The organism is Pseudomonas viridiflava (genome assembly GCF_003702045.1).
Classification (GTDB): Bacteria; Pseudomonadota; Gammaproteobacteria; order Pseudomonadales; family Pseudomonadaceae; genus Aquipseudomonas; species Aquipseudomonas viridiflava_C.
The window spans coordinates 15,523-29,855 of record NZ_RBTP01000079.1; the positions used below are offsets into that span (position 1 = coordinate 15,523).

The following is a 14,333-nucleotide window of genomic DNA, read 5'->3' on the forward strand; positions in this document are numbered from 1 at the left end:
TTGATTTTGACTGACATCTAAGATAGCTGGGTGGTGATGAGCGACATAATCTCAATGACCGTTTGGGATCGGGCTTACTGATGTTTTTTCTGACAGCCGTGCCACGTCGCTTACCCAAAGGAGTTATCTGTGCGTAAGGATTACCTCGCGTTTTTTATCTCGCTCTTTCTATCGAGGCTGGCGGATCAAATCCTGTTGTTTATTGTGCCGCTGGTGGTGTTCCAGACCACCAACAGCGCTTCTTGGACAGGACTGGCGTTTTTCGTCGAATCGTTGCCGCGATTCCTGGCTTTCCCGTTGTGCGGCGCCCTGTGCGATAAGTACTCGCCTATCAAGATCCTGCATATCAGTCAGGTCTACAGGGCATTACTCTGTTTGCTGGCGATGGCGCTCTACGGAATCATTGGTGGCATCGGCTGGGTTGTGGTCCTGTCGGCGCTGTGCGGAGTGCTGACCACGCAAGGCATCATGGCTCGCGAAGTGCTGATGCCGCATATCTTTCAGCACTACAGCTATACCAAGACTTTGTCCTACTCCCAGGTCGCCGACCAGACAGGACTGGTACTCGGGCCTCTGGCAGCGGCGTTGTTGCTCGATGTTTGGCCTTGGCATTGGGTGGTGCTTTGGATAGCCGGCTTGTTCCTGCTGGCTGACCTGAGCATGCTGGCGTGGCAACGTCTTAGTCGAATCAAACCAGAGGTGTTCGAGCAGCATCAAGACGTCTGGCTGCAGCCCTTGAGGATCGCTTTGGGGCATATCCGTAGCCTGGTGGAATTGAAAAAGCTCATCACGCTTGCGGTAGGAGTCAACCTGATCGTCGGTGTCACCTTGGCGACCTCGGCCGCCATGGTCATCGGCCAGTACAGCGCCGACAAGGATCACTATGCAGCGTTGCAAGCGGCCGGGGCGGTGACAACAATCGTGATCCTGTTTCTTCTCGCCCGGACTGTGTTGCCTCTGCGGGTCCTCGGGGGTGTCGGATATTCAATGATCGCAATTGGGGCATTCATCAGCGCCCTGAGTCCGAACCTGCTCGGCTATGTGCTGGGGTTCCTGTTGATCGTCGGATTCGACAAAATGTTCAACGTCTACATGCGCACTGTCCGGCAGCGGGTGATACCGGCTCAGGACTTCGGCAAGACGGTAGGCCTGATCACGCTGCTGAACAACATGTCCCAGCCTCTAGCAGGTTTGCTGGTGGCTATGTTCGCTTCACCCTTGGGCACCCAGAACGTAATCCTGATTTTGGCCGTGCTGACTTCTCTACTTGGGGCATTTGCCATGTGGTGGTTCGCAAAGGCGCGCAGCCCATTTCCGACCGCCATTCTCAAGGCGGATCAAGAAATCGGAAAATAAAAAACAGGGCTGAATCTTTTGCATTTTCAGGCAAAAAAAACCCCGAAGCCGCGAAGCTCGGGGGTTTTACACTCAGTGCTGAGTCGTATCCTAGAACGGTTATGCATACCTTAAAACAGCAAACATTGCGATTTATCCTTAAAAAACAAGGAGAAGACCGCATAAAAACCACTCTTGTTCAGTTTTTTGTCAATAAATCGGATCATTCACGCGTATTTGTTTACATCTCGTCTAGCGTATGAGAGGTGGCGGTCATGGGGATAAGTGGTATGGATCAACGAGGCGACTCTCCTTGAAAAAGGGGAACCGCCGCATGGGACGGATCCCGATAGGTTAAGCGATGCGGTGATGCGAAGGTTGGGTGGCTGTTTATTTGAGTAGACCAGCTTTCTACCGTGTCAGCCGATCTCAAGATCGACTAGCAAGAATTTGTATTTTTAACAGACAAGCAGGATCGTCAACAAAAAACTTAAAGTCCGATAGCTGGCTCACATTGAATAAAAAAAGTCGGCAACCGGTTTGACTAGTCTCCCGCTTGGCGGTGAGACAGCACAGGTTTTGTGTCGTAGGCTAGGCATGATTGATGCAGTCCTTGATGGTCGCCGCCGAATAAAAAATGGAGCACTCAGGATGCAGTTACAGTTTTCCGCCACGGATAACCCTTCGGTCACGCTTGTCGTGGCTCAACCCAGCGACTTCGAAGCGCTTGTCGCTATTCGGATTGAGGCCATGCGAGAAAGCCTTGAACGTATTGGCCGATTCGACCCTGTACGCGCCCGAGAGCGTTTTCGTGAGGGCTTTTGTGCTGAGTTCACTCGCCATATCGAGGTTTCCGGCCAGCGGGTGGGTTTCGTGGTCGTCAAACCTGATGATGGGTGGCTGCTTGATCACCTGTACATAAAGCCGAACGCACAGGGGGCGGGGATCGGTTCGATTGTCCTTCGTCACATCTTCATGGAGGCGGATGCTGCGGCCATGACATTGCGGGTGGGGGCCCTCAGGGAAAGCGCTTCAAATCGTTTTTATACGCGGCATGGCTTTCAGTTCGTCGAAAGTAGCGAATTCGACAATTACTATGTTCGCAGCCCTCAGGACATTCACACGCAACTGAACAGAAACACCACTTCCTGATCCCGACTTTAAGTTTAATGGCGCTCGCCCATTTATGTACGTGCCATCTTCGTCAAAATGCGTGAGCGAACGGTGGTCGCGTGCACCGGGGCCTGCCGGAAGAAGTCGCCACCGAGGTTTCGGTTTTCACCCGTGCAGGGGTGCACCGAGACAATACTTTTGAGTCCTTCAATCAAACGCTGACAACGGGATCCATATTCGTTTAGTTTACCGGCACCTCACAGGCTTCGTTTGTCTAACCCCTGGCCCCGTGGATTTAGAGAATTAAAACCGTCGAGACTCGTCCAGGGTGGCAGGGGCAGCAACCGCGTCGGAAAGAAATCCAAATCTATCGCAACACTTCAAACCACCGTTGGCGTCCCATGTTCTAGAGAATTAAACTGTCGCAAACGATGAAAAAGTAAAATTTTCCTTCGTCTCCGATGGGCGTTACTGGCTAAGGTTCGTAGTCTTCCGGCGGCTCGAAATCCGCGTTATAGCGGCCCTTAATCCAGGGCTGGACAATTTTGTCTTGAAGCTCGCGAACATAGGCCTGAAACTTCGGGTGCTCGTGTGCATTCGGGCCAAAGACATCAAGCATGAGAAAGCAGTTGGTAATTGCGTCGTACGCGTACAGCAGCGCGTTACGTACTTGGACGGCATACTCTCGCACAGGGTTGCTGGCTGAGCCTGGCCTCAACGTGTTTTCCAGCGTATCAAGTACCGAGTCATCCAGATATTTGTCTGCTCGACTCACATTGGACTTATTGATGTCTTCGGTCGGTTGGCCTTGATCTGCGACACCATTCGCCCAACACCATCATGGCTCGAAATAGAGGCCGGTAGATTTTGGTCTGCGAGAAAACCCAGGTAGTCCGCAATGACTGACATCCGCGCGTACTGATTGCCTTTACTTACGGTTCGCACCCTGCGGGAAATTGAAACGACACTCTCCCCATCCTCATCGGCCAAGGGCTTCTGCATGAAATCACGCAGCAAATGGATTTCGTGACTCAGCAGCAGCTCACCACACGAAAAACGCGATTCGACATCAATGCTGTAATAACTCTGCCATGCATACATGGCTTTGAGGGCACTGAGCGCGCTTTGAATTGTATTCAGAGCTAATGAGCGTCCGCGCATATGCACGGTTACGTAGAGCGCAGGGTAAAACAGAGGCATGCCAAGCTCATCGACAAGAACGATGAGGCGCTCACCATTTGAGGACTTAACCCTGCGAAGAGACAGGTTCATAGCAGCCACCTATTCTTTACATTTTTACAGGGTAGTACCTCCTAGAAATTTGCTCAGAATATTTTTAACACCTATAAAACACGAAGCCCAGCATTGCGGGGGCTTCGTGGCTAAACTTTACAAAAAAATCTAAGGTATACCCTAGAACGGAATATCGTCATCAAAACTGTCGAAATCAGCAGCTGGCTGCGGCGCTTGCTGCTGTGGCGCAGGGCGGGATTCGCGTTGCTGTGGAGGCTGCTGGTTGTAGTTCTGCTGTGGCGGAGCCGACTGCTGCGGGCGCGACTGCTGTGGACGAGGGGCCGACTGGTTGTAGTTGCCGCCACCCTGGCCTTGTTGTGCGTCGCCCTGTGGACGGCCGCCCAACAATTGCATGGTGCCTTGCATGTCGACGACGATTTCGGTGGTGTAGCGCTTGATACCGTCTTTTTCCCACTCACGGGTCTGCAGCTTGCCTTCGATGTAGACCTGCGAACCCTTGCGCAGGTACTCGCCAGCAATTTCGGCAACCTTGCCGAACATCGAAACACGGTGCCATTCGGTCTTTTCGACCTTCTGACCGGTCTGCTTGTCAGTCCACTGTTCGCTGGTTGCCAGACTCAGGTTGGTCACGGCGTTACCGTTAGGCAAGTAGCGAACTTCGGGATCCTGGCCGCATGTACCGACCAATATGACTTTGTTAACCCCACGGGCCATAACGTTCTCCTAGGCTTCGCACGCTTCTGATGCTGGGTTGATCAGCTTTTCGAGAGAGGCACGATCCAATAATTTTGTATCCAGTTTGATATAGATGGCTGCCTCCTCGGCAACCACCACTGCATCCGTTACGCCGGTTACGGACTTTAAACGCTCTGCCAGGCCTGCATCACGCTGCGCCTCTGGCGACAACGGCAGACGTAGGCTGGTCACGTAAGGCGGTTCACGCATGGTTATTGCAAACGCAAGCCAGACGGCGGCCATTGCTGCACCACCAAGGAACACCACGTCTAGCCCACCGTGCTGGAACAGCCAGCCGCCCAGTATCCCACCTGCGGCCGATCCAAGAAACTGGCTGGTGGAATAAACCCCCATTGCCGTTCCTTTTCCGCCAGCCGGTGACACTTTACTGATCAGCGATGGCAAGGATGCTTCCAGCAGGTTGAACGCGGTGAAGAATACCACTGTCCCTATGACCAGTGTCCGCAACGTGTTACCAAATGCCCAGAAGTAGAGTTCGGACACCATCAGCACGGTCACGGCGCCGAGCAGAACGCGCTTCATCTGGCGCTTCTTCTCACCGTATATGATGAACGGGATCATCGCAAAGAACGAAATCAGCAGTGCCGTCAGGTAGACCCACCAGTGCTGTTCCTTGGGCAGGCCGGCTTTTTCGACCAGCGCCAGCGGCAGCGCCACGAAGCTGGACATGAGCATGGCGTGCAACACGAAGATACCCAAATCCAGACGCAACAGGTCTGGGTGACGCAAGGTCTGGCCGAGTGCCTGTTTGGCGACGCCGGACTCACGATGCAGCAACGGGCCGTTCGCCTTGGGCACGATGAACGCGATGATCAGGATGCCCAGCAGCGCCATGCCGCCAGTGGCCAGAAACAGCCCCGACAGCCCGAACACACCCGTGATGACCGGTCCGACTACCATTGCGACGGCAAACGACAAACCGATGGTCATGCCGATCATGGCCATCGCTTTGGTGCGATGCTGCTCGCGGGTCAGGTCTGAGAGCAGCGCCATGACAGCGGCGGAAATCGCACCGGCACCTTGCAGGATGCGACCGGCGATAATCCCCCAGATCGAATCGGCATTCGCCGCCACGACGCTGCCGATGGCAAAAATAATCAGCCCAAGGTAAATGACCGGCCGCCGACCGATGCGGTCGGAAATGATGCCAAACGGGATTTGCAGAACGGCCTGGGTCAGGCCATAAGCACCGATGGCCAGGCCAATCAGCGCAGGGCTGGCACCCGCCAGGTCCATGCCGTAAGTGGCCAGGACCGGGAGCACCATGAACATACCGAGCATGCGAAACGCAAAGACCAGCGCAAGACCACCTGCGGCACGTGTCTCGCCGCTGCTCATTCGTTCGCTGTGGGGATCGTGCATGGAGAAACCTCGTGTGAACCGGCGGCGATTCTACCAGTCCCATCGATTGACGGGGTATATCGCGACGCTTTGACGCGTTTACATGACAGAGTTTTCATCTCTGACTGTAAAGCCAGTGGATAGTGTGTATCCATCCAGTATTTATCCGTATACTTCTACGTTTTCGACGCCCGCCGTGCGAGGCCATTTTGGACAAGATCCTGATTCGTGGGGCTCGAACCCACAACCTGAAAAACATTGACCTGACCCTTCCACGCGACAAGCTGATCGTTATCACCGGTTTATCCGGCTCTGGCAAATCTTCATTGGCTTTCGACACGCTTTATGCGGAAGGCCAGCGGCGTTATGTCGAGTCGCTTTCGGCGTATGCCCGGCAATTCCTGTCGATGATGGAAAAGCCGGATGTCGACACCATAGAAGGTCTGTCGCCTGCGATTTCCATTGAACAGAAATCGACCTCCCACAACCCGCGCTCGACCGTGGGCACCATCACTGAGATCTATGACTACCTGCGTCTGCTGTATGCGCGGGTCGGTCAGCCGCGTTGCCCGGACCACGATATTCCGCTGGAGGCCCAGACCGTCAGCCAGATGGTCGATCTGGTGCTGGCGCAACCTGAAGGCAGCAAGTTGATGCTGCTGGCTCCGGTCATTCGTGAGCGCAAGGGCGAGCACCTGTCGGTTTTCGAAGAGTTGCGTGCCCAGGGTTTCGTGCGTGCGCGGGTCAACGGCAAGCTGTGCGAGCTGGACGAATTGCCAAAGCTGGATAAGCAGAAGAAGCACTCCATCGATGTGGTCGTAGACCGTTTCAAGGTGCGTGCGGATTTGCAACAGCGTCTTGCAGAGTCCTTCGAGACCGCACTGAAGCTGGCGGACGGTATCGCATTGGTTGCGCCGATGGACGACGAGCCGGGCGAAGAGACAATCTTCTCCGCGCGCTTCGCCTGCCCGATTTGCGGTCACGCCATCAGCGAGCTGGAGCCCAAGCTGTTCTCGTTCAACAACCCCGCCGGTGCATGCCCAACGTGCGACGGCCTGGGCGTGAAACAGTTTTTCGACATCAAGCGACTGGTCAATGGCGAACTGACGCTGGCTGAAGGAGCGATACGCGGCTGGGACAGGCGAAACGTCTATTACTTCCAGATGCTGGGCTCGCTGTCCAAACACTACGGCTTTAGCCTTGAGGTGCCGTTCAAGGAGCTGCCTGCCGATCAGCAGAAAATCCTGCTTAATGGCAGCGGCTCGCAGAACGTCGACTTCCGCTATCTGAATGATCGCGGTGATATCGTCAAGCGCGCGCACCCGTTCGAAGGCATCGTGCCGAATCTGGAGCGTCGTTACCGGGAAACCGAATCGGCAACCGTACGTGAAGAACTGGCCAAGTTCCTCGGCACCCAGCCCTGCCCCGACTGCCGTGGTACGCGTCTGCGCCGTGAAGCGCGTCATGTGTGGGTGGGTGAAAAGACCCTGCCTGCGGTGACCAACCTGCCGATTGGCGATGCCACCAACTACTTCGACACCCTCAAACTGACGGGTCGTCGCGGTGAAATCGCTGACAAGATTCTCAAGGAAATCCGTGAGCGTCTGCAGTTCCTGGTCAACGTCGGCCTGGACTACCTGACGCTGGACCGTAGTGCCGATACGCTGTCCGGTGGTGAAGCCCAGCGTATCCGCCTTGCCAGCCAGATTGGCGCCGGGTTGGTCGGGGTCATGTACATCCTCGACGAGCCGTCCATCGGCCTGCATCAGCGCGATAACGACCGACTGCTTGGCACGCTCAAGCACCTGCGTGACATCGGAAATACCGTGATCGTGGTGGAGCATGACGAAGACGCCATTCGTCTCGCAGACTACGTCGTGGACATCGGACCGGGCGCCGGTGTGCATGGCGGTCATATCGTGGCCGAAGGCACGCCGGACGAAGTGATGTCGCACCCTGACTCACTGACCGGTAAATACCTGTCGGGGCGCGTGAAGATCGAGGTGCCAGCCAAGCGCACGCCGCGTAACAAAAAACTGTCACTGACGCTCAAGGGCGCTCGCGGCAACAATCTGCAGAACGTCAACCTGGAAATCCCGATTGGTCTGCTGACCTGCGTGACGGGCGTTTCGGGGTCGGGCAAGTCGACGCTGATCAACAACACACTCTTCCCACTCAGCGCAACGGCACTCAACGGCGCGACGACGCTTGAAGCGGCCACACACGACAGCATCAACGGCTTGCAGCACCTGGACAAAGTCGTGGACATCGACCAGAGCCCGATCGGTCGTACGCCCCGCTCCAATCCGGCGACCTACACCGGGCTGTTCACGCCGATTCGCGAACTGTTTGCCGGTGTACCGGAGTCCCGCTCGCGCGGTTACGGTCCGGGCCGGTTCTCGTTCAACGTCAAAGGCGGTCGCTGCGAGGCTTGTCAGGGCGATGGCCTGATCAAAGTAGAAATGCACTTTCTGCCAGACATCTACGTGCCGTGCGACGTCTGCAAGAGCAAGCGCTATAACCGCGAAACGCTGGAGATCAAGTACAAGGGCAAAAGCATCCACGAGGTGCTGGAAATGACCATCGAAGAAGCGCGTGAGTTCTTCGATGCCGTTCCGGCCTTGGCGCGCAAGCTGCAGACGCTGATGGATGTGGGCCTGTCCTACATCAAGCTGGGGCAGTCGGCGACGACCTTGTCAGGCGGCGAGGCCCAACGCGTCAAGTTGTCACGCGAGCTGTCCAAGCGCGACACGGGCAAGACGCTGTACATCCTCGACGAGCCGACTACAGGTCTGCATTTCGCGGATATCCAGCAACTGCTCGACGTGCTGCACCGCTTGCGCGACCACGGCAACACGGTGGTGGTGATCGAGCACAACCTGGACGTCATCAAGACAGCGGACTGGCTGGTCGATCTGGGGCCGGAAGGTGGTTCGCGCGGCGGACAGATCATCGCCACCGGCACGCCCGAACAGGTTGCCGAGATGAAGCAGTCTTACACCGGGCATTACCTCAAGCCGTTGTTGATACGCGACAAGGCATGATGGGTACTGACTTGCCGGGGCTGGCTTCGGCCACGTCCGGTTAGGTCCATACCTGATCGTTCGAATCGAAGACGAAAAAAAGCTCCTGTCACGTACGTGCAGGAGCTTTTTTCGTTACAGCCAGCGCGGAATCAGAACTGCGATTGCAGGTAGTTCTGCAAACCGATGGACTTGATCAGACCCATTTGCTGTTCCAGCCAGTAGGTGTGGTCTTCTTCGGTGTCAGCGAGTTGAATGCGAAGAATGTCGCGGCTGATGTAGTCCTTGTGCAGCTCGCAGAGGGCAATGCCCTTGCAAAGCGCGGCACGCACCTTGTATTCCAGACGAAGATCGCTGGCGAGCATTTCAGGCACTGTGGTGCCGATGTCCAGGTCGTCCGGGCGCATCCGTGGCGTGCCTTCGAGCATCAGGATCCGACGCATCAACGCATCAGCGTGTTGTGCCTCTTCTTCCATCTCATGATTGATACGCTCATAGAGTTTGGCGAAACCCCAGTCTTCGTACATGCGGGAATGGATGAAATATTGATCACGAGCCGCCAGTTCGCCAGTGAGCAATGTGTTCAGGTAATCGATTACTTCTGGATGGCCTTGCATCGCACCAGATCTCCTGCTTCAAAGGCGGTAGTTTGAACCAACCGCCGCGAGAGGTCACTTAGAAAAACGCAATAATCCGATAAAAAGCGCCGATTTCACGCCATCCAGAAGCGAAAAACCGCCCAAATGAGGGCGGTTCTGTTTCTCACTTCGACTCAACCCAGTTTTACACCGAGAGCGTTGGCGATACCTTCACCGTAAGCGACGTCAGCTTTGTAGAAGTGCTGCAACTGACGCTGCACGACGTCGCTGGACACACCGCCCATCGCGCCCGCGATGTTATTGATCAACAGCGCTTTCTGATCGGCGTTCATCAGGTTGAACAACTTGCCCGCCTGACTGTAGTAATCACCATCCACACGATGATCATGACGACCGGCATCGCCGATCAATGCAAGTGACGGCTCGGCATAACGCGGATCCTGCTTAGGCGCGTCCGAGTAGCTGTTTGGCTCGTAGTTAGGCGCAGCACCGCCGTTTGAGCCGAACGCCATCGAACCGTCACGCTGGTAGCTGTAGACCGGATTCTTCGGCGCATTGATCGGCAGTTGCTGGTGGTTAGTGCCTACACGATAGCGGTGAGCATCGGCGTAGGCGAATACTCGGCCCTGCAGCATGCGGTCTGGCGACAGACCTACACCAGGCACCATGTTGCTGGGGGCGAATGCTGCCTGCTCGACTTCGGCAAAGTAATTTAACGGATTGCGGTTCAGCTCCATCTCACCGACTTCGATGAGCGGGTACTCTTTCTGCGACCACGTCTTCGTCACATCGAACGGGTTTTCATGATGTTTGTTGGCTTGCGCTTCGGTCATCAACTGAATGCAGACCTGCCACTTCGGAAATTCACCCTTTTCAATGGCGGTAAACAGATCGCGTTGAGCGTAATCCGGGTCTGTACCGGCGATGCGTGCGGCCTCTTCGGGCGTGAGGTTCTTGATGCCCTGCCTGCTTTTATAATGCCACTTCACCCAATGGCGTTCGCCATTGGCGCTGATCAGGCTGTAAGTGTGACTGCCAAAGCCGTGCATGTGGCGGTAGCCATCAGGAATACCACGATCCGAAAACAGGATGGTGACCTGGTGCAACGCTTCTGGCGAGTGCGACCAGAAGTCCCACATCATCTGCGGGCTTTTCAGGTTGGTCTGCGGCAGACGCTTCTGCGTGTGGATGAAGTCAGGGAATTTCAGCGGGTCACGGATAAAGAACACCGGCGTGTTGTTGCCCACAATGTCCCAGTTGCCTTCCTGGGTATAGAACTTCACAGCGAAGCCACGCGGATCGCGTTCGGTATCGGCCGAGCCACGCTCGCCACCGACCGTGGAAAAACGAATGAAGACGGGCGTTTGTTTACCCACGGCACTGAATAGATCGGCTCGGGTGTACTGCGTGATGTCTTTGGTAACGGTGAATGTGCCGTGAGCACCCGAGCCCTTGGCGTGTACGCGACGCTCTGGAATGTTCTCGCGATTGAAATGTGCGAGCTTCTCGATCAGGTGAAAGTCATCAAGCAGCAAAGGACCTCGTGGGCCTGCCGAACGCGAGTTCTGGTTGTCGGCCACTGGTGCGCCACTGGCGGTCGTGAGCGTCTTCTGGGTCATGCTATCTCTTCCTCGTGCTTTGTGTGGCCAGCTAATCAGCTTGGGAGAGATTATTACCTAGGACTATTGAATAAGATAATTTATTAAATATTCGCTATCGATAGGCATCGCTAATTTAAGGCAACAAAAAACCGGGCACTAGGCCCGGTTTCTTGTTCAAACTGATGTCTTATTCAGCGGCTTCTACAGAGCCACCGACAGGACGATCAACCAACTCGACGTACGCCATAGGCGCGTTGTCGCCAGCGCGGAAACCGCACTTGAGGATGCGCAGGTAGCCGCCCTGACGGGTGGCGTAGCGCTTGCCCAGATCGTTGAACAGCTTGCCGACGATTTCTTTCGAACGAGTACGGTCGAAAGCCAGACGACGGTTAGCAACGCTGTCTTCCTTGGCCAGGGTGATCAGCGGCTCGGCAACGCGGCGCAGTTCCTTGGCTTTCGGCAGGGTAGTCTTGATCAGCTCGTGCTCGAACAGCGACACCGCCATGTTCTGAAACATGGCTTTGCGGTGAGAGCTGGTACGGCTCAGGTGACGTCCACTTTTACGATGACGCATGGTTCATTCCTTACCAAACTCGCGTTCGGTGATTACGACGATCAGGCCGTAGCCTTGTCGTCCTTCTTAAGACTTGCCGGCGGCCAGTTGTCGAGGCGCATGCCGAGGGACAGACCACGGGAGGCCAGAACGTCTTTGATCTCAGTCAAAGACTTCTTCCCAAGGTTCGGAGTTTTCAACAGTTCTACTTCGGTGCGCTGAATCAGGTCACCAATGTAGTAAATGTTCTCCGCCTTAAGGCAGTTAGCCGAACGTACAGTCAGTTCCAAATCGTCAACCGGACGGAGCAGGATCGGATCGATCTCGTCTTCCTGTTCGATTACCACGGGTTCGCTGTCGCCTTTGAGGTCGACGAACGCAGCCAACTGCTGTTGCAGAATGGTTGCAGCGCGGCGGATAGCCTCTTCAGGGTCCAACGTACCGTTGGTTTCCAGATCAATAACCAGCTTGTCCAGGTTGGTACGCTGTTCGACACGGGCGTTTTCCACCACGTATGCGATACGGCGAACCGGGCTGAACGAAGAGTCAAGCTGCAAGCGACCAATGCTGCGGCTTTCATCTTCATCGCTTTGACGCGAGTCTGCCGGCTCATAACCACGACCACGAGCTACGGTGAGCTTCATGTTCAAGGCGCCGTTAGACGCCAGGTTAGCGATTACGTGATCGGGGTTAACGATCTCGACATCATGATCCAGCTGAATATCGGCAGCGGTAACCACCCCCGAACCCTTCTTCGACAAGGTCAGCGTAACTTCGTCTCGACCGTGCAGCTTGATAGCCAGACCTTTAAGGTTCAACAGGATTTCAATGACATCTTCCTGTACACCTTCGATGGCGCTGTACTCATGGAGTACACCGTCAATCTCGGCCTCGACTACTGCACAGCCGGGCATGGAGGACAACAAAATGCGGCGAAGCGCGTTGCCCAGGGTATGGCCGAAACCACGCTCGAGAGGCTCGAGAGTGATCTTGGCGCGGGTTGGACTGACAACCTGCACATCAATGTGGCGGGGTGTCAGGAACTCATTTACCGAAATCTGCATGGATGCACCTATTTTCTAGCCCTTACTTGGAGTAGAGCTCGACAATCAGGCTTTCGTTGATGTCGGCGGATAGATCACTGCGAGCTGGTACGTTCTTGAAAACGCCCGATTTCTTCTCAGTGTCTACTTCTACCCATTCTACGCGGCCACGTTGGGCACACAGATCGAGAGCCTGGACAATACGCAGTTGGTTCTTAGCCTTTTCGCGGATAGCAACAACGTCGCCTGCACGAACTTGATAAGAAGGAACGTTAACGGTTTTGCCGTTGACGCTAACAGACTTGTGCGAAACCAATTGACGGGATTCAGCACGAGTCGAGCCGAAGCCCATGCGGTATACAACGTTGTCCAGACGGCATTCGAGCAGCTGCAGCAGGTTCTCACCTGTTGCGCCTTTCTTGCCGGCGGCTTCTTTGTAGTAGCCGCTGAACTGACGCTCGAGAACGCCGTAGATACGACGGACTTTTTGCTTTTCACGCAGCTGAGTACCGTAATCGGACTGGCGACCGCGGCGCTGGCCGTGGATGCCTGGAGCTGCTTCGATGTTGCACTTGGATTCGATAGCGCGAACGCCGCTCTTCAAAAAGAGATCGGTGCCTTCACGACGAGCAAGTTTGCATTTTGGACCAATGTAACGAGCCATTTCTTACAGTCTCCTGGATTACACGCGGCGCTTCTTCGGCGGACGGCACCCGTTGTGCGGGATTGGCGTCACGTCGGTGATGCTGGCGATCTTATAGCCACAGCCGTTCAATGCACGGACAGCGGATTCACGACCTGGGCCTGGACCCTTGACATTGACGTCGAGGTTCTTCAGGCCGTATTCCAGCGCAGCTTGACCAGCACGTTCAGCAGCTACCTGAGCAGCGAACGGCGTGGACTTGCGGGAACCACGGAAACCCGAACCGCCGGAGGTAGCCCACGAAAGAGCGTTACCTTGACGATCGGTAATGGTGACGATTGTGTTGTTAAATGACGCGTGGATGTGGGCGATGCCATCAACCACTGTCTTTTTAACTTTTTTACGAGGACGAGCAGCAGGTTTTGCCATGACTAAATTCCTGTCGTTGCGCTGGAGCGATTACTTGCGGATCGGCTTACGCGGACCTTTGCGAGTACGCGCGTTAGTCTTGGTACGCTGACCGCGTACTGGAAGACCACGACGATGACGCAGACCGCGATAGCAGCCCAGGTCCATCAAGCGCTTGATTTTCATGTTGATTTCGCGACGCAGGTCACCTTCAGTGGTGAACTTCGCCACTTCGCCACGCAGCTGTTCAATCTGCTCGTCGCTCAGATCTTTGATCTTCACCGCCGGGTTAACCCCGGTGGTTGCACAAATTTTCTGTGCAGTGGTGCGACCAACACCATAGATGTAGGTCAGCGAGATAACAGTATGCTTGTTATCTGGAATGTTAACGCCTGCAATACGGGCCATTCAGTGGGACTCCAATTGACAGCTACCTACGCCCCGGAAGCCAAGAAATAGGGCGCGAGATAATATCGCTGTAGTAACAAATAATCAACCCAGCAGCGCACTAGCTGCTGGGCTTAAGCACAAATCACAATCAGCCTTGGCGCTGCTTATGACGTGGTTCCGCGCTGCAAATTACTCGAACAACACCTTCGCGGCGAATAATCTTGCAGTTACGGCACAGCTTTTTCACCGATGCACGAACTTTCATCACCAACTC

General features: G+C 55.2%; 15 protein-coding genes. 3 read left to right on the plus strand and 12 right to left on the minus strand.

Annotated features, from left to right (window positions below):
* Window positions 1–129: 129 nt before the first annotated feature.
* Together ALP40_RS25060 and ALP40_RS25065 are read left to right on the plus strand one after the other, a co-directional pair.
* On the plus strand, window positions 130–1,356 hold the full coding sequence (locus tag ALP40_RS25060) for an MFS transporter (RefSeq protein ID WP_122210815.1): 1,227 nt from the start codon (window positions 130–132) through the stop codon (window positions 1,354–1,356).
* A gap of 630 nt (window positions 1,357–1,986) precedes the next feature.
* Window positions 1,987–2,487 carry a GNAT family N-acetyltransferase gene (locus tag ALP40_RS25065; protein ID WP_122210816.1) on the plus strand — a complete coding sequence of 167 codons (501 nt, stop codon included), beginning with the start codon at window positions 1,987–1,989 and terminating at the stop codon, window positions 2,485–2,487.
* 436 nt (window positions 2,488–2,923) lie between these two features.
* Here ALP40_RS25065 and ALP40_RS25920 read toward each other — a convergent pair whose 3' ends face one another.
* From ALP40_RS25920 to ALP40_RS25080, 4 genes are all read right to left on the minus strand, one after another.
* Entirely contained in the window at window positions 2,924–3,223 is a 300-nt protein-coding gene (locus ALP40_RS25920; RefSeq protein ID WP_259640749.1) for a hypothetical protein, read from the minus strand.
* Complete coding sequence (locus ALP40_RS25070) at window positions 3,220–3,720, minus strand: hypothetical protein (RefSeq protein ID WP_236443312.1); 501 nt, start codon at window positions 3,718–3,720, stop codon at window positions 3,220–3,222. Before ALP40_RS25070 ends, ALP40_RS25920 begins: the two co-directional genes overlap by 4 nt.
* A gap of 141 nt (window positions 3,721–3,861) precedes the next feature.
* Entirely contained in the window at window positions 3,862–4,416 is a 555-nt protein-coding gene (locus tag ALP40_RS25075) for a single-stranded DNA-binding protein (protein WP_004883704.1), read from the minus strand.
* A gap of 9 nt (window positions 4,417–4,425) precedes the next feature.
* The gene (locus ALP40_RS25080; protein ID WP_122210817.1) at window positions 4,426–5,820 is read right to left on the minus strand and encodes an MFS transporter; all 1,395 of its coding nucleotides are present in this window, start codon (window positions 5,818–5,820) and stop codon (window positions 4,426–4,428) included.
* A gap of 188 nt (window positions 5,821–6,008) precedes the next feature.
* Here ALP40_RS25080 and uvrA point away from each other — a divergent pair, with 188 nt between their 5' ends.
* Entirely contained in the window at window positions 6,009–8,843 is a 2,835-nt protein-coding gene (gene uvrA, locus ALP40_RS25085; protein WP_122210818.1) for an excinuclease ABC subunit UvrA, read from the plus strand.
* Window positions 8,844–8,974: 131 nt separating this feature from the next.
* Here uvrA and bfr read toward each other — a convergent pair whose 3' ends face one another.
* The 8 genes from bfr to rpmJ all read right to left on the minus strand — a co-directional run bounded on the left by bfr (window position 8,975) and on the right by rpmJ (window position 14,324).
* Window positions 8,975–9,439 (minus strand): bacterioferritin, encoded by a 465-nt coding sequence (bfr, locus tag ALP40_RS25090; protein ID WP_122210819.1) that lies wholly within the window; start codon window positions 9,437–9,439, stop codon window positions 8,975–8,977.
* A 155-nt stretch (window positions 9,440–9,594) separates the two neighbouring features.
* Window positions 9,595–11,040, minus strand: coding sequence for a catalase (locus tag ALP40_RS25095; protein ID WP_122210820.1), 1,446 nt, complete (start codon window positions 11,038–11,040; stop codon window positions 9,595–9,597).
* Window positions 11,041–11,209: 169 nt separating this feature from the next.
* Complete coding sequence (rplQ, locus tag ALP40_RS25100) at window positions 11,210–11,596, minus strand: 50S ribosomal protein L17 (protein ID WP_002555463.1); 387 nt, start codon at window positions 11,594–11,596, stop codon at window positions 11,210–11,212.
* A 41-nt stretch (window positions 11,597–11,637) separates the two neighbouring features.
* On the minus strand, window positions 11,638–12,639 hold the full coding sequence (locus ALP40_RS25105; protein WP_003176403.1) for a DNA-directed RNA polymerase subunit alpha: 1,002 nt from the start codon (window positions 12,637–12,639) through the stop codon (window positions 11,638–11,640).
* Window positions 12,640–12,661: 22 nt separating this feature from the next.
* A complete protein-coding gene (rpsD, locus tag ALP40_RS25110; RefSeq protein ID WP_002555465.1) occupies window positions 12,662–13,282 on the minus strand; it encodes a 30S ribosomal protein S4 in 621 nt (206 codons plus the stop codon).
* An 18-nt stretch (window positions 13,283–13,300) separates the two neighbouring features.
* Window positions 13,301–13,690, minus strand: a complete 390-nt coding sequence (rpsK, locus tag ALP40_RS25115) for a 30S ribosomal protein S11 (RefSeq protein ID WP_002555466.1) — start codon at window positions 13,688–13,690, stop codon at window positions 13,301–13,303.
* A 30-nt stretch (window positions 13,691–13,720) separates the two neighbouring features.
* Window positions 13,721–14,077, minus strand: coding sequence for a 30S ribosomal protein S13 (gene rpsM, locus ALP40_RS25120; RefSeq protein WP_002555467.1), 357 nt, complete (start codon window positions 14,075–14,077; stop codon window positions 13,721–13,723).
* Between the two features lie 130 nt (window positions 14,078–14,207).
* Window positions 14,208–14,324, minus strand: coding sequence for a 50S ribosomal protein L36 (gene rpmJ / locus ALP40_RS25125; RefSeq protein WP_002555468.1), 117 nt, complete (start codon window positions 14,322–14,324; stop codon window positions 14,208–14,210).
* Window positions 14,325–14,333: the final 9 nt, after the last annotated feature.